The organism is Herbiconiux dendrobii, from assembly GCF_052048175.1.
Classification (GTDB): domain Bacteria; phylum Actinomycetota; class Actinomycetes; order Actinomycetales; family Microbacteriaceae; genus Herbiconiux.
The window spans coordinates 1-20,011 of the sequence record NZ_JBLZQV010000006.1; the positions used below are offsets into that span (position 1 = coordinate 1).

The 20,011-nt window shown below is 68.8% G+C and carries 20 protein-coding genes; 16 read left to right on the top strand and 4 right to left on the bottom strand.

The window, feature by feature from the left end:
• The 6 genes from ACN4JJ_RS16915 to ACN4JJ_RS16940 form a co-directional block, all read left to right on the top strand.
• The coding region (locus ACN4JJ_RS16915) for an MIP/aquaporin family protein (protein WP_440711070.1) at nucleotides 1-313 on the top strand (313 nt) is incomplete at its 5' end.
• 66 nt (nucleotides 314-379) lie between these two features.
• Nucleotides 380-1,906 carry a glycerol kinase GlpK gene (glpK, locus tag ACN4JJ_RS16920; protein WP_440711071.1) on the top strand — a complete coding sequence of 509 codons (1,527 nt, stop codon included), beginning with the start codon at nucleotides 380-382 and terminating at the stop codon, nucleotides 1,904-1,906.
• 265 nt (nucleotides 1,907-2,171) lie between these two features.
• Complete coding sequence (locus ACN4JJ_RS16925; protein ID WP_291049989.1) at nucleotides 2,172-2,363, top strand: hypothetical protein; 192 nt, start codon at nucleotides 2,172-2,174, stop codon at nucleotides 2,361-2,363.
• A 372-nt stretch (nucleotides 2,364-2,735) separates the two neighbouring features.
• Nucleotides 2,736-3,290 (top strand): hypothetical protein, encoded by a 555-nt coding sequence (locus ACN4JJ_RS16930; RefSeq protein WP_440711072.1) that lies wholly within the window; start codon nucleotides 2,736-2,738, stop codon nucleotides 3,288-3,290.
• 128 nt (nucleotides 3,291-3,418) lie between these two features.
• Nucleotides 3,419-4,819: a guanine deaminase gene (gene guaD / locus ACN4JJ_RS16935; RefSeq protein WP_440711073.1), complete on the top strand. Its 1,401-nt coding sequence runs from the start codon at nucleotides 3,419-3,421 to the stop codon at nucleotides 4,817-4,819.
• A gap of 5 nt (nucleotides 4,820-4,824) precedes the next feature.
• Nucleotides 4,825-5,811 carry a hypothetical protein gene (locus ACN4JJ_RS16940; protein WP_440711074.1) on the top strand — a complete coding sequence of 329 codons (987 nt, stop codon included), beginning with the start codon at nucleotides 4,825-4,827 and terminating at the stop codon, nucleotides 5,809-5,811.
• Nucleotides 5,812-5,838: 27 nt separating this feature from the next.
• Here the strand turns inward: ACN4JJ_RS16940 and cofD are convergent, their stop codons facing one another.
• Nucleotides 5,839-6,834: a 2-phospho-L-lactate transferase gene (gene cofD, locus ACN4JJ_RS16945; protein WP_440711075.1), complete on the bottom strand. Its 996-nt coding sequence runs from the start codon at nucleotides 6,832-6,834 to the stop codon at nucleotides 5,839-5,841.
• A 75-nt stretch (nucleotides 6,835-6,909) separates the two neighbouring features.
• Entirely contained in the window at nucleotides 6,910-7,359 is a 450-nt protein-coding gene (locus ACN4JJ_RS16950) for a MarR family winged helix-turn-helix transcriptional regulator (protein ID WP_440711076.1), read from the bottom strand.
• 123 nt (nucleotides 7,360-7,482) lie between these two features.
• Between ACN4JJ_RS16950 and ACN4JJ_RS16955 the strand changes: the two genes are divergently transcribed.
• Entirely contained in the window at nucleotides 7,483-8,778 is a 1,296-nt protein-coding gene (locus ACN4JJ_RS16955) for an MFS transporter (protein ID WP_440711077.1), read from the top strand.
• Here ACN4JJ_RS16955 and ACN4JJ_RS16960 read toward each other — a convergent pair.
• On the bottom strand, nucleotides 8,692-10,032 hold the full coding sequence (locus tag ACN4JJ_RS16960; protein ID WP_440711078.1) for an aminotransferase class I/II-fold pyridoxal phosphate-dependent enzyme: 1,341 nt from the start codon (nucleotides 10,030-10,032) through the stop codon (nucleotides 8,692-8,694). The genes ACN4JJ_RS16955 and ACN4JJ_RS16960 overlap by 87 nt on opposite strands.
• Nucleotides 10,033-10,206: 174 nt before the next feature.
• Between ACN4JJ_RS16960 and ACN4JJ_RS16965 the strand changes: the two genes are divergently transcribed.
• The 8 genes from ACN4JJ_RS16965 to ACN4JJ_RS17000 all read left to right on the top strand — a co-directional run bounded on the left by ACN4JJ_RS16965 (nucleotide 10,207) and on the right by ACN4JJ_RS17000 (nucleotide 18,811).
• Entirely contained in the window at nucleotides 10,207-11,055 is an 849-nt protein-coding gene (locus ACN4JJ_RS16965) for a nitrilase-related carbon-nitrogen hydrolase (RefSeq protein WP_440711079.1), read from the top strand.
• Between the two features lie 26 nt (nucleotides 11,056-11,081).
• Nucleotides 11,082-12,524: a dihydropyrimidinase gene (hydA, locus tag ACN4JJ_RS16970; protein WP_440711080.1), complete on the top strand. Its 1,443-nt coding sequence runs from the start codon at nucleotides 11,082-11,084 to the stop codon at nucleotides 12,522-12,524.
• A 16-nt stretch (nucleotides 12,525-12,540) separates the two neighbouring features.
• Nucleotides 12,541-13,557: a TIGR03842 family LLM class F420-dependent oxidoreductase gene (locus ACN4JJ_RS16975; protein ID WP_440711081.1), complete on the top strand. Its 1,017-nt coding sequence runs from the start codon at nucleotides 12,541-12,543 to the stop codon at nucleotides 13,555-13,557.
• The gene (locus tag ACN4JJ_RS16980; RefSeq protein WP_440711082.1) at nucleotides 13,554-14,507 is read left to right on the top strand and encodes an ABC transporter permease; all 954 of its coding nucleotides are present in this window, start codon (nucleotides 13,554-13,556) and stop codon (nucleotides 14,505-14,507) included. Before ACN4JJ_RS16975 ends, ACN4JJ_RS16980 begins: the two co-directional genes overlap by 4 nt.
• The gene (locus tag ACN4JJ_RS16985) at nucleotides 14,504-15,316 is read left to right on the top strand and encodes an ABC transporter ATP-binding protein (protein ID WP_440711083.1); all 813 of its coding nucleotides are present in this window, start codon (nucleotides 14,504-14,506) and stop codon (nucleotides 15,314-15,316) included. Before ACN4JJ_RS16980 ends, ACN4JJ_RS16985 begins: the two co-directional genes overlap by 4 nt.
• Nucleotides 15,313-16,086 carry an ABC transporter permease gene (locus tag ACN4JJ_RS16990; protein ID WP_440711084.1) on the top strand — a complete coding sequence of 258 codons (774 nt, stop codon included), beginning with the start codon at nucleotides 15,313-15,315 and terminating at the stop codon, nucleotides 16,084-16,086. The genes ACN4JJ_RS16985 and ACN4JJ_RS16990 overlap by 4 nt, the downstream gene beginning before the upstream one ends.
• Nucleotides 16,087-16,175: 89 nt before the next feature.
• A complete protein-coding gene (locus ACN4JJ_RS16995; RefSeq protein WP_440711085.1) occupies nucleotides 16,176-17,333 on the top strand; it encodes an ABC transporter substrate-binding protein in 1,158 nt (385 codons plus the stop codon).
• Nucleotides 17,334-17,473: 140 nt separating this feature from the next.
• Complete coding sequence (locus ACN4JJ_RS17000; RefSeq protein WP_440711086.1) at nucleotides 17,474-18,811, top strand: aspartate aminotransferase family protein; 1,338 nt, start codon at nucleotides 17,474-17,476, stop codon at nucleotides 18,809-18,811.
• Here the strand turns inward: ACN4JJ_RS17000 and ACN4JJ_RS17005 are convergent.
• Entirely contained in the window at nucleotides 18,772-18,927 is a 156-nt protein-coding gene (locus tag ACN4JJ_RS17005; protein ID WP_440711087.1) for a hypothetical protein, read from the bottom strand. The two genes, ACN4JJ_RS17000 and ACN4JJ_RS17005, sit on opposite strands and share 40 nt — an antisense overlap.
• Nucleotides 18,928-19,045: 118 nt before the next feature.
• On the opposite strand from ACN4JJ_RS17005, the gene ACN4JJ_RS17010 reads away from it, so the two are divergent.
• On the top strand, nucleotides 19,046-19,984 hold the full coding sequence (locus tag ACN4JJ_RS17010) for a LysR family transcriptional regulator (protein ID WP_440711088.1): 939 nt from the start codon (nucleotides 19,046-19,048) through the stop codon (nucleotides 19,982-19,984).
• Nucleotides 19,985-20,011: the final 27 nt, after the last annotated feature.

Sequence of the window (20,011 nt, forward strand, 5' to 3'; positions counted from 1 at the left end):
CGGCACCTTCGTGCTGGTGTTCGTGGTGATCGGTTTCGGCGGCGGCCGTCAGGGCGACGGCGGACTCGCCGCCCTCGGTGCCCTTCCGGTGGCGCTGCTCGTGATCGCGATCGGCGCGTCGCTCGGTGGCCCCACGGGATACGCGATCAACCCGGCTCGTGACCTCGGCCCGCGCCTGGCGCACGCCTTCCTGCCGATCAAGGGCAAGGGATCCTCGGACTGGTCCTACTCCTGGGTCCCGGTGGTGGGACCGATCATCGGCGGTGTGCTCGCCGGCCTCGCCGCGATCCCGCTGCTGCCGATCCTCACCTGAGCCGGGCATCCGTCTCCCTGATCCAACAGAACACCTCTCAGAACCATCTCTACAAAGGAGTTAGACATGACTGACACGAAGTACGTCCTGGCCATCGACCAGGGCACCACCTCCTCGCGGGCGATCATCTTCGACCACGCCGGCACGATCGTCTCGACCGGCCAGAAGGAGCACGAGCAGATCTTCCCGAAGGCCGGCTGGGTCGAGCACGACCCGATCGAGATCTGGGACAACGTGCGCGAGGTCATCGGGCAGGCTCTCTCGAAGGCCGACCTGACCCGCCACGACATCGCCTCGGTGGGCATCACCAACCAGCGCGAGACCGCGGTGGTGTGGAACAAGAACACCGGCAAGCCCGTCTACAACGCCATCGTGTGGCAGGACACCCGCACGCAGTCGATCGTCGACCGCCTCGCGGCCGACAGCGACCTGGGCGTCGAGCGCTTCAAGCAGATCGTGGGCCTCCCGCTCGCGACCTACTTCTCGGGCACCAAGATCGTCTGGATCCTGGAGAACGTCGAAGGGGCCCGCGAGGCCGCCGACGCCGGCGACCTGCTGTTCGGCACCACCGACTCGTGGGTTCTCTGGAACCTCACCGGCGGCACCGAAGGCGGCGTGCACGCCACCGACGTGACGAACGCCTCGCGCACCCTCTTCATGGATCTCGAGACGCTGCAGTGGCGCGACGACATCCTCGAGGCCTTCGGCGTGCCGAAGTCCATGCTGCCCGAGATCAAGAGCTCCTCCGAGGTCTACGGCCAGGTCGAGTCGTCCAACCTGCTGCGCGAGGTCCCCGTGGCGGGCATCCTGGGCGACCAGCAGGCCGCCACCTTCGGTCAGGCCGCGTTCGACGCCGGCGAGTCGAAGAACACCTACGGCACCGGCAACTTCCTGATCTTCAACACCGACACCGAGATCGTGCACTCCAAGAACGGACTGCTCACCACCCTCGGCTACAAGCTCGGCGACGCCCCGGCGCACTACGCGCTCGAGGGCTCGATCGCGGTGACCGGTTCGCTCATCCAGTGGCTGCGCGACAACCTCGGCATCATCTCCTCCGCCCCCGAGGTGGAGGAGCTGGCCAAGACGGTCGACGACAACGGCGGCGCGTACTTCGTGCCGGCGTTCTCGGGGCTGTTCGCTCCGTACTGGCGGTCGGATGCCCGTGGTGCGCTCGTAGGCCTGACCCGCTACGTGAACAAGGGGCACATCGCCCGGGCCGCCCTCGAGGCGACCGCGTTCCAGACCCGCGAGGTGCTGGATGCGGTCAACGCCGACTCCGGCGTCGACCTCACCGAGCTCAAGGTCGACGGCGGCATGATCGCCAACAACACCCTGATGCAGTTCCAGGCCGACATCCTGGGCGTGCCCGTGGTGCGGCCCGTCGTGGCCGAGACCACGGCGCTCGGTGCGGCGTACGCGGCCGGCCTGGCGGTGGGCTTCTGGGGTTCGCTCGACGAGCTCCGCGCCAACTGGCAGGAGGACTCGCGCTGGACGCCCAACATGGACGACGCCGAGCGCGAGCGCCAGCTGCGCAACTGGAAGAAGGCCGTCACGAAGACCCTCGACTGGGTCGACTCTGACACTGAGTAGATTGCGCGGGCGCCGGGCTTCGCTCGGCGTCCGCTGCTGCGCCGGTCCCTGCCCGGCGCAGGGCGACATGTGAGCGCGCGGTCGACGGGCGCGGGCTTCGCTCGCACCCGTCGGCCACACGCTCACCTTGGGTCGTCGAGTAGGGCCTGTTGCGTGGTGCCACGCGGGTGTCGGGGTTGATGCGTGAGGTCTTGTGGGTGTCACCGTGTTACGGGTTTCACGTGGGGTTCATACGGCTGAAACACGGCGGGGTTAGCGTGGGGGCATGGGGAGAATTGAGTTTCACGAGAACAAGAGCGCTCTGCTGTTCGTGGGGGAGGCCGAGGTGCCCACCGCGGTGCTGTTCGAGCTGAAGGACGGCTGGCACGCCAAGCTGGCACGGCTGCACACCGCTCAGGCCTGGTCGGGGCCGTACGAGAGCCCCGAAGCGGCGCTCGGGGCATTCGCCCGGCCGTAGCATCCGTTCCTCGGGTCCGGCGAGCGACATCCGGGTCTTGATGCGGGATGCCCGGCTGTGCCAGGGTGACCTCTAGACCGGTACGCGCGTTCTGGATCGGGGTCCCTCATGAGCGACAGTCCCACCGAGAAGTACCCGGCCTTCCCGCCGGGCGGCTCCGGATCGGGTGCGGGCGGGATCCCGCCGCTGCCTCCCGGGGCGAACACGCCTCCGAGTCCGCCCACGCCACCCCGACCGCCCGTCGGCCCACCGGCGGGGCCGCCGTCCGGTGCCGTGCCGCCGAGCCCACCGCCGTCGAGCCCACCGCCGTCAAGTTCACCGCCACCCGGTTCACCGCCACCGAAGAGATCCAAGGCCTGGATCTGGATCATCGTGCTCGCGGTCGCCGTGCTGGCCCTGGTTGCCGTGGTGCTGGGCCTGGTCTTCGGCAACGGAGCCGACACCCCGGCTCCGACCGCATCCTCGACCGCCTCGGCGACCCCGAGCCCCACCGCGACGAGCACGCCGACGCCCACCACCTCGGCGTCGCCGTCCGCGTCGCCGTCCAGCGATCCCGCCCCGGACCCGGATCCGAATCCCGACCCGGGCCCCGATCCGCAGCCCGGCGTGGCCGCGCCCGTGATCATCTCGTTCTCGGCCTCGCAGAACACCGTGCCGTGCTCGGTCGACGCACCGGGCTTCCCGGGCCTCGCGAGCACGCCGATCACGTTCAGCTGGTCCAGCAGCGGGGGAGCGAAGGCCTGGTTCGGCGTCGACACCTCGGATGCGCAGGCCGCTCCGTACCAGTCGGTGTCGCCCGACGGCGGCTCGATCACGATCGACTTCCAGTGCTACGACGACCACGTCTACGCCTTCACCGTGGTGGGTGCCGACGGCCAGAAGACGAGCTCGACGGTGTCCGTCTCGAACACCGGCGACCGCCCCTGATCGCCGCCCGCTGAGCGGCGCCCGAGCACACCCCCCTTTCGATCCTCAGGGCCTTAACCCCCTGTTCGGGAGCATCCGCGATCCTGCCTTGTGTGACAGCATTTCCCCATCTAGAGAATGGGAATCTCATGGCATTGAAAGCGGTTCGCGGCACGTTCCTCGACTTCATCGACGACCCGTGGAAGCACGTCGGGAACGAAGAGGCCGCCGTGCGCTTCGAGCTCGACGGCCTGCTCGTCATCGACGACGGCATCATCGTGGACTTCGGCCCGTACGCCGAGGTCGCCCCGAAGCATCCGGAGGCCGAGGTCACCGAGATCGCCGACCGGATCATCCTCCCCGGCTTCATCGACGGCCACATCCACCTCCCGCAGACCCGCGTGCTCGGCGCCTACGGCGAGCAGCTGCTGCCGTGGCTGCAGAAGTGGGTCTTCCCGGAGGAGCACCGCTACGCCGAGCGCGACTACGCCGAAGAGGGCACCAAGCACTTCTTCGACAACCTGCTCGCCTCGGGCACCACCACCGCACAGACCTTCACCACCGGCAGCCTCACCTGCAACGAGGTCTTCTTCGAAGAGGCCTCGCGCCGCAACATGCGCATGATCGGCGGCCTCACCGGCATCGACACGCACGTGCCCGACTACTTCGCCAACACGCCCGAGCAGTTCTACGCCGACTCGAAGACGCTGATCGAGAAGTGGCACGGCACCGGCCGCAACCTCTACGCCATCACCCCGCGGTTCGCCTTCGGCGCCTCGGTGGAGCTGATGGAGGCCTGCCGCACGCTCAAGCAGGAGTACCCCGACCTGTGGATCAACACCCACATCTCGGAGAACCCGGCCGAGATCCACGGCGTGCTCGCCCTGCACGACGACTGCACCGACTACCTCGGCGTCTACGAGAAGTTCGACCTCGTCGGCCCGAAGTTCACCGGAGGTCACGGTGTCTGGCTCTCCAACGACGAGTTCCGCCGTTTCAGCGACAAGGGCGCCGCCGTGGCGTTCTGCCCGTGCTCGAACCTGTATCTCGGATCGGGCCTGTTCCGCCTCGGCCGCGCGCTGGATCCGGAGCACCGCGTGCTCATCTCGATCGGCACCGACATGGGCGGCGGCAACCGCTTCAGCCTGCTCAACTCGCTCGAAGACGCCTACAAGGTCGGGATGCTGCAGAACACCATCCTCGACGGCTCGATCGTGCCGAGCGACCAGGACCTCGCCGAGTCCGAGCGCAACAAGCTCTCCTCGCTGCGCGCCTTCTACCTCCTCACCCGCGGTGGTGCCGAGTCGCTGTACATCGACGACAAGGTCGGCACCTTCGACATCGGCAAGGAGGCCGACTTCGTCGCCCTCGACTGGACCCAGGGTCCGCCCGCCGCGCCGTGGCACGCCTCGCTGCTGCTGGAGAAGGCCGGCGACGTGCTGAACCTGCAGACCGTCACCGACCTGCTGTTCGGCATCATGATGGTCGCCGACGAGCGCGCCGTCGACCAGACCTGGGTGATGGGCGAGCTCGCCTACCAGAAGGCGTGACTGCCGTGACCGAGACCAGCGCGGGAACGGCGGCGGCGGAGAAGGCCGGCGGTCCGGTCGCTCTGGTCGTGCACCGGCGCCTGGCGGAGTCGAGCTACGAGACGTACGCGGCCTGGCAGGAGCGGGTGGGCGAGCACATCGCCCAGTGGCCCGGTTTTCTCGACCGGCAGGTCATCCGTCCCGACCCGCCGCTGCAGGTGGACTGGGTGGTGGTGCAGCGCTTCCGCGACGTCGACTCGGCGCGCGGCTGGCTGCAGAGCGCCGAGCGCCAGCAGCTGATGACGGAGATCCGCGACGAGTTCATCGGCAACGACGACGTGCACCTGTTCACCGAGGAGGCGAAGCATCCCTCCGAGGCGGCGTCGGTGCTCATCTCGAGCAAGGTGGCGCCGGAGGACGAGTCGGCCTACCTCGACTGGCAGCGCGAGATCTCGGCGGTGGAGTCGCGTTTCGACGGATTCCTCGGCCACAAGATCGAGCGGCCGGTGCCCGGGGTGCAGGAGGACTGGGTGGTCATCCTCAGCTTCGACACCGACGCGCACCTGAACGCCTGGATCGACTCGCCCGAGCGCAAGGCGCTGCTGGAAGTCGGCAAGGCGTACAACGAGAAGCTGTCGCTCACCAAGGCGAGCTACGGTTTCGGCTTCTGGAGCGGGCAGAAGGACAAACCGCTGCCCGATCCGGTGTTCAAGAGCAACCTGCTGGTGCTCATGATGCTCTACCCGATCGTGTTCCTCTGGGGCTACTTCGTGGCGGCGCCGCTGTTCGACGACCACGGGGTGCCGTTCTGGCTTTCGCTGTTCATCGGCAACCTGGTGTCGACCCAGCTGCTCGGCTGGCTCTTCGTGCCCTGGGCGTTCCGGATGTTCGGCTGGTGGATCAAGCGCAACCAGCCCGCCCGGGTGCACTTCTACGGCTACGCCATCGTGATCGCCGTCTACGCGATCTCGATGGCCGTCTACGCCTGGCTGATCGCGATCCGGGCCGCTTAGCGTCGTTCGCTCCCGCGCCGGGGAAGGTCAGGGGAGGGCGGCCGCCAGGGCGTCGGCGGCGAGCTGGGCGCTGGTGTCGGCGTCGCGCATCCAGAGGGGGACGGCGCGGGTGCGGATGCCGGCCGCCTCGAGCACGGGGACGGATGCGGCATCCGTCTCGTCGACCAGCCAGGCGTCGAGCAGGCCGGTGGTGCTGCGGCGGCGGGAGCCGTAGTGCTTGGCGACCGCTGCGGCGGTGGTCTCGACACCGATCGCCGTGAGGCAGGCGTCCGCCATGCCGCGCACGGCCGCGCCGGAGATGATGGGGGAGACCCCCACGATCGGCGCCTTCGCCTCGCGCAGGGCCGCCCGCAGGCCCGGCACCCCGAGGATGGTGCCGATCGAGACGACGGGGTTCGACGGGGCGATGAGCACGATGTCGGCGTGCGCGATGGCGTGCCGCACCTCGGCCGTGGGCGAGGCCGCGTCGACCCCCACCTGGATGAAGCGCTTGGCGGGCACGGTGGCACGGTGCTTCACCCACCACTCCTCGAAGTGCACGATGCGGCGCCGGCCGTCGAGCTCGATCTCGACGTGGGTCTCGACGGACTGGTCGCTCATCGGAAGGAGCCGGATGCCGAGGTTCCAGCGTTCGGCGAGGCGTGCGGTGGCCTCGGTGAGCGTCAGGCCGTCGCGCAGAAAGCTCGAACGGGCGATGTGGGTGCCGAGGTCGAGATCGCCGAGCGTGAACCACGGCCAGCCGACGCCGTAGGCGGTGAGTTCGGCCGAGACCCGTTCGCTCTCGCCCTTGCGGCCCCAGCCACGCTCGTCGTCGTTGGCGCCGCCGAGGGTGTACATGATCGAGTCGAGGTCGGGGCACACCCGCAGCCCTGTGAGCCACATGTCGTCGCCGGTGTTCACCACCGCCGTGATCTCGGCGGTCGACCCTCCGTCGCCGTTCGGATACGCCTTCCGCAACTGCGTGCGAAGCCCCCGCAGGAACCTCGCACCCCCGACTCCGCCCGCCAGCACCGTGATCTTCACGTCACCATTCAATCCCATCGAGAACCCCGGGACGTCAGGCGAACGATTTCATCCTCCCCACGGATCGTCGATCGGTCAGAGAGTGAGCGCCGGCGTGTGCAGTGCCGCCACCAGGGGGGCGAGTTCGGGTGCCGAGGCGGCCTCGTCGAGGGCCTGCTCCAGCACCTCGTCGTGCACCGGGCGTGCCGTCGCCAGCAGCGACTGGCCCGCGGGAGTGAGCTCGGTGTAGATGCCCCGGCGATCGTCGGCGCAGAGCACGCGGCGCAACAGGCCCCGATCCTCCAGCCGGTTCACCAAGCGCGTCGTGGCGCTCGGGGAGAGTGCCGAGGCGCGCGCCAGCTGCTGCATCCGCATGTGCCAGCCGTCTTGCCGGCCGAGGGCGTCGAGCACGGTGAACTCGACCACCGACAGGGACGCGGATGCTCCCAGCGCCTGCTCGAGCCGGGTCTCGAGCAGCGCGTGCAGTGCGGCGAGCGTGCGCCACCCCTGCGCGCGGATCTCCACGGCATCGTCGGCGATTCCCACGAGAGCTCCCTGCATCCACGAAAGCTTGCTTGCGCTAATAGTAAGCGTGTGCAACTATCTAACTCGGCCACGCATTATCCCGCGTGTGCAAGTAATCATAACCGACCACACCAGGAGACAGCCATGCCCCTCGGCCTCATCGCCCTCGCCCTCGGCGGATTCGGCATCGGCCTCACCGAGTTCGTGATCGCGGGGCTCCTCCCCGAGGTGGCCGCCGACTTCGGCGTCGACGAGGCCACGGCCGGCTGGCTCATCTCGGGCTATGCGCTGAGCGTGGCCGTGGGTGCGGTGGCGGTGACGCTCGCCGTGACGCGACTGCCCCGCAAGCCCGTGCTGATGGGGCTGCTCGTGCTGTTCATCGTGGGCAACCTCGTCTCGGCGCTCGCCCCCGACTACGGCGTAATGCTCGCCGGCCGCGTCGTGGCCGCTCTGTGCCACGGCGCGTTCTTCGGTATCGGAGCCGTGGTCGCGGCCTCCCTCGTCGCACCCGAGAAGCGTGCGAGCGCCATCGCCGTGATGTTCACGGGGCTCACCCTGGCCAACGTGCTGGGTGTGCCCTTCGGGACCTTCATCGGCCAGGCCTACGGCTGGCGGGCCACCTTCTGGGCCATCACGGTGATCGGCGTGATCGCCCTGGCGGGCATCGCGGCCCTCGTGCCCGCCCCCGAGAAGGCGCGGGCCGGCGGGAGCGACGAAGCCGCGACGGATGCGCCCGCCCGCTCGAGCATCCGTTCGGAGCTGAGCGCCTTCCGCTCCGGCCAGGTCTGGTTCTCGATCGTGGTGACCGTGCTGGGCTTCGGCGGCATGTTCGGTGCGTTCACCTACATCGCCTACACGCTCACCGGGGTGAGCGGCTTCGACGCCTCCGTGGTGCCGTGGCTGCTCGTGGTGTTCGGGATCGGCCTGTTCGCCGGGAACCTCGTGGGCGGGCGCCTCGCCGAGCGATCCGTCGACCGCACCCTGATCGTGATGCTGGCGGCTCTCACCGCGGTGATGGCCGCGTTCGCGCTCACGGCGCAGAACCAGATCGCCACGGTGATCGCGCTCGTGCTGATGGGGGCTTTCGGCTTCGGCACGGTTCCCGCTCTGCAGACCCGGGTGATGGATTTCGCCCCCGCGGCCCCCACCCTCGCCTCCAGCGCCAACATCGCGTCGTTCAACATCGGCAACGCACTCGGAGCCTGGATCGGCGGCCTCACCATCGCCGCCGGCCTGGGCTACACCTCGCCCCTGTGGACGGGCGCCGCCTTCAGCGCCGCTGCCCTCGCGGTGATCGTGCTGGCCTCCGCACGCGCCGGACGCGCCGCACGCGCACGCGCCCGCGCCCGCGCCTCAGCGGGCCTGAGCCAGCGCGGCCGCCGCGAGCAGACCGCCGACGAGCTCGAAGTCCTCGCTGACCCGCCCCGCGGTCACGCGTAGGAACTGCCCGCCGCCCGGCGCCGTCGAGAACGTCGACCCCGCCGCCACGCGGATGCCGCTGGCCGCGAGCGTCACGATCGCCGCCTTCTCGTCGGCCACGGGGATCCAGGTGTTGATGCCGTCCGACGCGGTGTGCGGCACCCCGTTGCGCACCAGGGCCTCCGAGAGCATCCGCTGCCGGGCCTGGTAGATCCGCCGCGCGTCGTGCACGGCGTTCACCGAGACGCTCGCCGTGAGCAGCTGGTAGAGGATGGTCTGCAGCATCCGCGAGGTCCATCCCGGGCCCAGCATCCGTCTGGCCACGATCCGGTCGATCAGCGCCTCCGGGCCGCCGAGCGCCGCGATCCGCAGATCGGGCCCGTGCGACTTGGCGTAGCTGCGGATGTGCAGTGTGCGCTGCGGCAGCCAGGCGCCGAGGCTCTGCGACGGCGACGACGAGATCTCTCCCGAGTGGTCGTCTTCGATGATCACCGGATCGCCCAGGTGCTCGTGCGCCCGCAGCACCCGCGCGAGCTCGCGCATCCGCCCCGCCGTCATCGAGATGCCCGTGGGGTTGTGGGCGCGCGGCTGCAGGATGATCGCCACGGGGTTCAGCAGCAGGGCCCGGGCGAGCTGGTCGGGTCGCATCCCCTCGGCGTCGAGCTCCACCGGGATCCGCTCGACCCCCAGGTGCTCCAGCAGGTCGAGGAAGGGCGGGAAGCCGGGGTTCTCGACGACGACCCGGTCACCGAAGCGCACGAGGGTCTCGAGCGAGCGCGAGACGGCGTCGAGGGCGCCGTCGACGATCGTCAGCGAGCCGACGGAATAGGACCAGGATGCCCGCAGGTGCCGCTCCAGCTCGGGCAGCACGGGGCTGGAGAGGTAGCTGGCGGTGTCGGCGCGGGTGGGCAGCTTGGTGAGGGCGGCCGACAGGTCGGGCAGCAGCAGCGGATCGGGTGTTCCGGTCGAGAGGTCGAGCCGGGCCACGACGTGCGAGCCGGCGAGTTCGCCGAAGTGCGGCGGCATCCACGGCGCGGTCGCCTGCAGCACGAAGCTGCCGGCCCGGCCGCGCGAGGTGATGAGTCCCACCCCGCTGAGCGCCTGCCAGGCGCTGCTCACCGTGGCGGGGCTCACCCCGAGGTTCGAGGCCACGTCGCGAACGGTCGGCAGCCGGTCGCCGGCGTTCAGCGCTCCCGTGCGGATGAGCCGCGAGATGGCGGCGGCGATGCCCTCCGGAGTGCGGTGTTCGACCGCCTCCACGATCGTGTCGAGCATCTGGCTCCGATTCGTCGAAGGACCCGGTGATAGCCCACCGGGGGTGGTGCTCGCAACTCTTGACATATTTACTCTCGCGTCACAGTCTGAAACACACGAGAAATGTTCAGACCGAATAATAACAAAACGGGCTGCGGAGACAAGCTGCTCGTCCCTCACCGAAAGGCAGTGCAGATGGCGACGATCCGAGCGGCGATCACCCAGGCGTCCTGGACGGGCGACAAGGAATCCATGATCGCCAAGCACGAGCAGTTCGCCCGTGACGCGGCGGCCGAGGGCGCGCAGGTGATCTGCTTCCAGGAGCTGTTCTACGGCCCCTACTTCGGCATCACGCAGGACAAGAGGTACTACGCCTACGCCGAGGCGGCCGACGGCCCGATCGTGCAGCGCTTCGCGGCGCTGGCCAAAGAGCTCGGCCTCGTGATCATCCTGCCGATCTACGAGGAAGACCAGCCGGGCATCTACTACAACACCGCCGTGGTGGTGGATGCCGACGGCACGATCCTCGGCTCGTACCGCAAGCACCACATCCCGCACGTCGACCGCTTCTGGGAGAAGTTCTACTTCCGTCCGGGCAACCTGGGCTACCCGGTGTTCGACACCGCCGTGGGCAAGATCGGCGTCTACATCTGCTACGACCGCCACTTCCCCGAGGGATGGCGCGAGCTCGGCCTGAACGGCGCCCAGATCGTGTTCAACCCCAACGCCACCAAGCCCGGCCTCTCGAACCGTCTGTGGGAGCTCGAGCAGCCCGCGGCCGCGGCCGCCAACGGCTACTTCGTGGCCGCCCCCAACCGCGTGGGCCGCGAGGACAACGAATACGGCGACCTCGCCGTCACCTTCTACGGCACGAGCCAGTTCGCCGACCCGCAGGGCAACATCGTGGGCGGCTACGCCTCGGGCGACGAGGAGGAGCTCGTCATCCGCGACCTCGACCTCGACATGATCCGGGCCGTGCGCGACGACTGGCAGTTCTACCGCGACCGTCGCCCCGACTCGTACACGAGCATCCCGAAACCGTAACCACCGAGCGAGCAACGGAGCTGACGATGACCAAGACCCTGATCACCAACGGAACCGTCGTGAATGCGACCGGCACGGCGCAGGCGGACGTGCTGATCGACGGCGACACCATCGCCGCGGTGCTCGCACCCGGCAGCACCCTGCTCGGGTTCGACCTCGCGGGCAACGTCGACGAGGTCGTGGATGCGGCCGGCAAGTACGTGATCCCCGGCGGGATCGACGCGCACACGCACATGGAGATGCCGTTCGGCGGCACGTTCGCGAGCGACACCTTCGAGACCGGTACCCGGGCCGCGGCGCACGGCGGCACCACGTCGATCATCGACTTCGTGGTGCAGTACGCGGGCGAGAACATCCTCGACCAGTACAACCTGTGGCAGGAGAAGGCGGCCGGCCAGTGCGCGGTCGACTACGGCTTCCACCAGATCCTCTCCGACGTGCAGGACAGCTCGCTGACGGCCATGGATGAGCTGATCAACGAGGGCGTCACCTCCTTCAAGCTCTTCATGGCCTACAAGGGCGTGTTCCTGAGCGACGACGGCCAGATCGTCAAGGCCATGCAGAAGGGCGCCTCGAACGGGGCGCTGATGATGATGCACGCCGAGAACGGCTCGGTCATCGACCTGCTCGTGCAGCAGCACATCGAGCGCGGCGAGACGACCCCGTTCTACCACGGCGTCTCCCGCCCCTGGCAGGCCGAGGAGGAGGCCACGCACCGCGCGATCATGCTCGCGAACCTCACCGGCGCCCCGCTCTACATCGTGCACGTCTCCGCCAAGGAGGCGCTCGCGCAGATCACCCAGGCCCGCGACACCGGCCAGAACGTGTTCGCCGAGACCTGCCCGCAGTACCTCTACCTGTCGCTCGAAGACCAGCTGGGCGCCACGAGCGAGCAGTGGGGCGACTTCGAGGGCGCGAAGTGGGTGTGCTCCACCCCGCTGCGCTCCAAGCACGAGGGCCACCAGCACCACATGTGGCAGGGCCTGCGCACGAACGACCTCCAGGTCATCTCCACCGACCACTGCCCCTTCTGCATGAAGGGCCAGAAAGACATGGGGATCGGGAACTTCTCGAAGATCCCGAACGGCATCGGCTCGGTCGAGCACCGGATGGACCTGATCTACCAGGGCGTCGTGATGGGTGAGATCTCGCTCCCGCGCTGGGTGGAGCTGACCAGCACGACGCCGGCGCGGATGTTCGGCATCTACGGCAAGAAGGGCGTCATCCAGCCCGGCGCCGACGGCGACGTGGTGATCTACGACCCGAACGGCCACACCTCGATCGGCATCGGCGAGGGCCGCACCCACCACATGAACATGGACTACTCGGCCTGGGAGGGCTACGAGATCGACGGCCACGTCGACACCGTGTTCTCGCGCGGCCGCAAGATCGTCGACGACAACGCCTACCTCGGCGCCAAGGGCGACGGTGCGTACTTCAAGCGCGGCCTGAGCCAGTACCTGATCTGAGAGAGAGACACACAGCATGGATTTCGGCGTCGTCGTACAGACCAACCCGCCCGCCGCCCGCACGGTGGGACTGGCGAAGCTCAGCGAGCAGTACGGTTTCGACTACTTCTGGACCTTCGACTCGCACCTGCTCTGGCAGGAGCCCTACGTGATTTACTCGCAGATCCTCGCCGAGACGCACAAGATCAAGGTCGGCCCGATGGTCACCAACCCGGCCACGCGCGACTGGACGGTCACGGCATCCGTCTACGCCACGCTCAACGAGATGTACGGCAACCGCACGGTGTGCGGCATCGGCCGCGGCGACTCGGCGGTGCGCGTCACCAACGGGGCGCCCACCACGCTGAAGGCGCTGCGGGAGTCGATCCACGTCATCCGCGAGCTGGCGTCGTCGCGCTCGGTCGAGTACAACGGGGCCACCCTGCAGTTCCCGTGGAGCCACGGCTCCGAGCTCGAGATGTGGGTGGCCGCCTACGGTCCCCTCGCGCTGAAGCTCACCGGTGAGGTCGGCGACGGCTTCATCCTGCAGTGCGGCGACGTCGACATCGCCAAGTGGATGATCGCCACCGTGCGCCAGGCCGCCGAGAACGTGGGCCGCGACCCCGATGCCATCACGTTCTGCGTGGCCGCCCCGATGTACATCGGCGACGACTGGGAGCACATGCGCGACCAGTGCCGCTGGTTCGGCGGCATGGTGGGCAACCACGTGGCCGACATCGTCTCGAAGTACGGAACGGATGGCGCGGTTCCGCAGGCGCTCACCGACTACATCAAGGGCCGCGAGGGCTACGACTACAACGAGCACGGCCGGGCCGGCAACACGCACGCCGACTTCGTGCCCGACGACATCGTCGACCGCTTCTGCATCCTCGGCACCGCCGAGGACCACATCGCGAAGCTCCAGCAGTTCAAAGACATCGGAGTCGACCAGTTCGCCGGGTACCTGCAGCACGACAACAAGGAGGAGACCCTCCGCGTGTACAGCGAGACGGTGATGCCCGCCATCCGCGAGCACATCACGGCCAAGGCATGACCGCAGCCCCCTCGTCGAGCGCTCGCGCGAAGGCTCCCCGGCCGCGCTCCGGCCCGGGCGGGCAGAACGCGCCCCGCGGCAATGCGGTGCTGAAGCGGATCGCCTTCGGCGTCGGCGGCGTGCTGCTGCTGATGGTGCTCTGGGAGCTGTACAAGGCGCTCGGCCCCGCATCCGGAGTCGTCGTGGGCGACCTCACCATCCTGCCGCGCACCACCGACCTCGCCATGCCGCACGTCTGGGACATGGTGGGCCGGCTGTTCGGCGAGACCGGATCGGGCCGCAACGCCCAGCCGGTGTGGCTGGCCGTGGCGCAGGCCGCCGTGTTCACCCTCGGCGTCGCCGCCGTGGGCTGGGTGGTCGGCGTGGCCGTCGGGCTGCTGCTGGCCGTGCTGATGCAGCGCTTCCGCACGGCCGAGTCGGCGGTGCTGCCGTGGATCATCCTCAGCCAGACCGTTCCGCTGATCGCCATCGCCCCGCTGGTGCGCCGCTGGGGTTCGCAGCTCGAGTTCGGCGACTTCACCTGGGAGAACTGGATGTCGGTGGCCGTGATCGCCTCCTACCTCGCGTTCTTCCCGGTGTCGATCGGCGCCCTCCGCGGGCTCAACTCGCCCGACGCCATCCACGTCGAGCTGTTCCGCAGCTACGGGGTCGGCTGGTGGAAGACGCTGTTCACCCTGCGCCTGCCGGCCAGCGTGCCGTACCTGCTGCCGGCGCTGCGCCTCGCGGCCGCCAACGCCGTCATCGGCACGGTCGTCGCCGAGGTGTCGATCGGCCTGCGCGGCGGCATCGGCCGGATGATCATCGAATACGCCCAGCAGGCCTCCGGCGATCCCGCCAAGACCTGGGCACCCATCTTCGGAGCCATCGCGGTCGGCCTCGTCGCCGCCGGCTTCATCGCACTGCTCGGAGTCGTGCTCCGCCGTTACCGCAGAGGGGAGGTGCCCGCGTGAGCGAGGCATCCGCAGTTCTGGTCACCGGGGTCGACAAGATCTTCACCGGCAAGAAGAAGGCCACCGTCACGGCGCTGGAGAAGATCGAGCTCACGGTGGCACCGGGCGAGTTCGTGTCGCTGATCGGGCCCTCCGGATGCGGCAAGTCGACGCTGCTGCGCCTGATTGCCGATCTCGACACGCCCACCACGGGCACGATCTCGGTGTTCGGCAAGACCGCCCGCCAGGCCCGGATCGACCAGGAGTACGGCATCGCCTTCCAGCAGGCGGGCCTGCTGCCCTGGCGCACGGTCACCGCGAACATCGAGCTGCCGCTCGAGCTGCACGGCGTGGGCGCCGCCGCCCGCAAGGCGCGCTCGGCCGAGCTGCTCGCGCTGGTCGGCCTCTCCGACTTCGCCGAGAGCTACCCCGACCAGCTCTCGGGCGGCATGCAGCAGCGCGTCGCGATCGCCCGCTCGCTCGCAGAGAGCCCCCGGCTGCTGCTGATGGACGAGCCCTTCGGAGCGCTCGACGAGATGACCCGCGAGCGGATGCAGACCGAGCTCGTGCGCATCACCGCCGAGACCGGCGCCGCCGTGGTGTTCGTCACGCACTCCATCCCGGAGGCCGTGTACCTCTCCAACCGCGTCGTCGTGATGTCGCCGCGGCCCGGGCGCATCCGCGACATCCTCACGGTCTCGCTCGGGAGCGCCGCCGAACGCACCGAGCAGCTGCGCGAGAACGAGGCCTTCTTCGAGAACGTCAGCAAGGTGCGCGAACTGCTGCACGGCGAGGCGCCGGTCGGCATCCGCGGGGTGGAGACCCGATGAACGCCTCGGCCGGCCGCCTGCGCACCGTGCTCGCGCCGGTGCTGCTCGGCGTGGCCGCGCTAGCGCTCTGGCAGCTGCTGATCGTGGCGTTCGAGATCAAGCCGTTCATCGTGCCCGGGCCGCTGGCCATCGGCGAGCAGTTCGGCTCGAACCTCGACACGGTGCTCGCGGGCGCCCTGGTGACCGGCGGCAACGCCCTCGTCGGGCTCGTCATCGGGGGAGTGCTGGGCATCCTGTTCGCCATCGTCTCGGCGCTCGTCCGCGTGATCGACGAGCTGAGCGCGGCCGTGATCGCGGCGCTCGCCGTGGTGCCGATCGTGGCCCTCGCCCCCGTGCTTTACACGATGTTCGGGGCGGGAGCCGAGACCGCGCGGCAGCTCGTCGCGGCGATCGCCGTGTTCATCCCCGTCTACATCAACACGCTGCGGGGGCTTCGCCAGGTGCGCCCGGTGCACCGCGACCTGATGCACGTCTACGCGGCATCCGCCTGGCAGACCACCCGCACGGTCACGGTGCCCGGCGCCCTGCCGTTCATCTTCACCGGGCTGCGGATCGCGTCGAGCCTCGCCGTGATCTCGGCGCTGATCGCCGAGTACTTCGGCGGCCCCGTCGGCGGCCTCGGCAAGTCGATCACCTCGGCCGCCTCGTCGTCGAACTACCAGCTGGCCTGGGCCTACGTGCTCGGCGCCATCCTCGTCGGGCTCCTCTTCTACTGCGTCACCCTGGCCATCGAGACGTTCGCCACCCGCCACTACAAGCCGAACCGGTAGCCGGCCCACCAGACCCCGGATGCCCCGCACCACCGCGCATCCGGTCGCTCCACCCGCACCATCCGCAGCACCATCCACTAGGAGGAAGCATGAAACGCAGCACACGTCTCATCACCGGCGTCGGAGCGCTCGCCGTCACGGCACTCGCGCTCGCCGGCTGTTCCAGCGGAGGCTCGAGCTCGGGCTCCGGCGACTCCACCGACGCCGCATCCGGCGACCTGACCCCGGTGAGCCTGCAGCTGCAGTGGTTCTCGCAGGCGCAGTTCGCGGGCTACTACGCCGCACTCGACCAGGGCTTCTACGAGAAGGAGGGGCTCGACGTCACCATCCTCGAGGGCGCCGCCGACATCGTCCCGATCGACGTGCTCACCGGCGGCGACGCCGACTTCGCCATCTCCTGGGTGCCGAAGGTGCTCGGCTCGATCGAGCAGGGCGCCGCCGTCACCGACATCGCGCAGATCTTCGAGCGCTCGGGCACCACCCAGATCTCGATGAAGGACCAGAACATCACCTCGGTCGCCGACCTCAAGGGCAAGACCGTCGGCAGCTGGGGCTACGGCAACGAGTGGGAGCTGTTCGCCGGCATGGCGAAGGACAAGGTGAACCTCTCCGACATCTCGCTCGTCTCGCAGGCCTTCGACATGAACGGCTTCCTGGCCGGCGACATCCAGGCCGCCCAGGCGATGACGTACAACGAGTACGCGCAGGTTCTCGAGTCGGTGAACCCCGCGACCGGCGAGCTCTTCACTCCCGACGAGCTCAACGTGATCGACTGGAACACCGAGGGCACGGCCATGCTGCAGGACGCCATCTGGGCCGACAGCGACCGCCTGGCTTCGGACTCGGACTACGCCGACACCGCGGTCAAGTTCATCAAGGCCTCGATCGAAGGCTGGGCGTACGCCCGCGACAACCCCGAGGAGGCCGCGAAGATCGTGACCGCCGCGGGCTCGCAGCTCGGCGAGAGCCACCAGCTCTGGATGACCAACGAGGTCAACAAGCTGATCTGGCCCTCCACCTCGGGCGTCGGAACCATCAACCAGGACCAGTGGGACCAGACGGTCTCCATCGCGATGGACACGCCGAACGAGACGGGTGCGACCGTGATCACGGAGGAGCCGCCGGCTACTGCGTTCTCGAACGAGTACGTGGAGAAGGCTCTGGCCGAGTTGAAGGACGAGGGTGTTGACGTCATGGGAACGGATTACAAGCCGATCTCTGTGACGTTGAAGGAGGGCGGCGAGTAGTCTCGCTGTTCGTCGATCCGGGGGTGTTCCGTCCTCCGCCTAGGGGTTGAGCAGAGCTCAAAGGCGGCGGAGGCCGGAACACCCCCGGATCGACTGCTGGTAGTACAAGTCGATGCAGACAAGAGAATTAGGGAAAAGGCATGGAACTCGATCCGGGAGACCAGCAGCTGGCGCTTGAGTTGGATCGGGCGCATGTGTTCCATTCGTGGTCGGCTCAGGGGGCGCTGAAGCCGATGGTGATCGCCGGTGGGGCCGGCTCGACGGTGTGGGACTTCGAGGGGAACCAGTACCTCGACTTCTCGTCGCAGTTGGTGAACACGAACATCGGGCATCAGCATCCGGCGGTCGTCGACGCCATCAAGGCGCAGGCCGACCTGCTGACCACGGTGGCACCGGCTCATGCGAACCTGACGCGGGGCAAGGCCGCTCAGCTGATCTTGGAGAAGGCCGGTCCGTCGTTCAGCAAGGTGTTCTTCACCAACGGGGGTGCGGATGCCAACGAGAATGCCATCCGGATGGCCCGGCTCTACACAGGGCGCGACAAGGTGCTGTCGCAGTACCGGTCGTACCACGGGAACACGGGGGCGGCCGTGGTGGCCACCGGCGACTGGCGGCGGGTGCCGAACGAGTATGCGCGGGGGCACGCCCACTTCTTCGGACCGTTCGCGTACCGCTCCGAGTTCTGGTCGACCTCCGTCGAGGAGGAGTGCTCGCGGGCGCTGCACCACCTCGAGCGCATCATCCAGGCCGAGGGGCCGGCGGGGATCGCCGCGATCCTGATCGAGACGGTGCCGGGCACGGCGGGCGTACTCGTGCCGCCGCCCGGGTACCTCAGCGGGGTGCGGGCGTTGGCCGACAAGTACGGGATCGTGCTGATCTTCGACGAGGTGATGGCCGGGTTCGGACGCACCGGAGGGTGGTTCGCGTTCCAGTCGCTCGCCCCGCAGGAGGGTGGGCTCGTGGAGCCCGACCTCATCACCTTCGCCAAGGGCGTCAATTCGGGTTACGTGCCGGCCGGCGGAGTGATCATCTCGCCGTCGATCGCCGAGACCTTCGACGACGCCGTCTTCCCGGGCGGACTGACGTACTCGGGGCATCCGCTGGCCATGGCTGCGATCGTCGGCACCATCGACGCGATGGAGTCGGAGGGGATCGTCGACAACGCCGAGCGGATCGGGCGCGAGGTGCTGGCCCCGGGGCTGGCTGCGCTGGCCGAGAAGTACGAGGTGATCGGCGAGGTGCGCGGGCTCGGCGTGTTCTGGGCGCTCGACCTGGTGACCGACCGGGCGACGCACGCCCCGGTGCCGGCATCCGTCATCGGCGAGTTGAAGGCCGCGCTGCTCGCGCGGGGCCTGCTGCCGTTCTTCGCCGACAACCGGCTGCACGTGGTGCCGCCGTGCGTGGTGACCGAGGCCGAGGTGCAGAAGGCGCTGGCGATCTACGACGAGGCGTTCGGCTCGCTCGACGTGCAGGTCTGATACCAGCCGGCCGGTCGGCGTGCCGGCTCGCGACGATAGCCGTCGCGGGCCAGCACGGCGATCGAGCCGACAATGCCGGCGAGGGCCACCAGGGCGAACAGAACCAGTGCGATCATCAGGGGGCCTCCTCGGGTGGATGCTCCGGTCGTCTGCGGGCCGGATGACTTCACCGTGGCAGCGCCGAGGTGTTAAGCACAATCGATTGATTCTGCAATTACGGTGTAGGATTCCTTCATGGACGTACGCCGGCTCGAACTGCTGCGTGAACTCGCCGAGCGAGGGAGCATCACCGAGGTCGCCCGCGCGACGCACCGCACCCCGTCGGCGGTATCGCAGCAACTGCGTGTTCTCGAGCGTGAGGCGGGCCTGCCGCTGACCGAGAAGGCCGGCCGCGGGATCGTGCTGACGGATGCGGGGCGGGCTCTGGCGCGCAGCGCCGCCGACGTGGCCGTGGCGATCGAGCACGCGAACGCGCTCTGGGACGAGTTCCGCAACGACCCCACCGGTGAGGTGTCACTGGCCACGTTCCCGACCGGCGGGCAGATGCTGCTGCCGGGCACGGTGAAGCGGCTCGACGCCATCGGCGGGCTGACGCTGCACTGCTCGGACCGCGATCCCGAGAGCGACGACTTCCCGGCTCTCACCGCCGACTTCGACATCGTGCTGGCGCACACCGCCTCGCCCTCCGCCATGAACTGGCCCTCGAACGAGATCACGGTCGTGAAGTTGATGACCGAGCCTTTGGACATCGCGCTGCCGCCGGGGCATCCGCTGGCCTCGAAGGAGCTGCTCGACCCCGAGGACCTCATCGGCGAGCGCTGGATCGGCGTGCCCTGGGGCTACCCGTTCGAGCGGGCCATCCAAGACATCTCGACCGCCGCCGGCACACCCATGAACGTGGTGCAGCGCTTCGGCGACACCCGGGTGACCGAGGCCTTCGTGGCGAACGGCCTCGGCATCGCCATCCTGCCCTGCTACACGGCCGGCGGCGCCTACCGCAGCGAGATCGTGCTGAAGAACCTGCGCGGCGTCGTCTCGGAGCGCCACATCTTCGCCCTCATGCGCCCCGACCGCGCCGAGCGCCTCGCCGTCCGCACGGTCGTCGACGCCCTCCGCGCCGAGGCCGACGCCGTGGTCGCCGCCAACGCCCACCGCAACCCGCCTCGCCCCTGACGATAATGAGCATTCATCGAGTAAAGT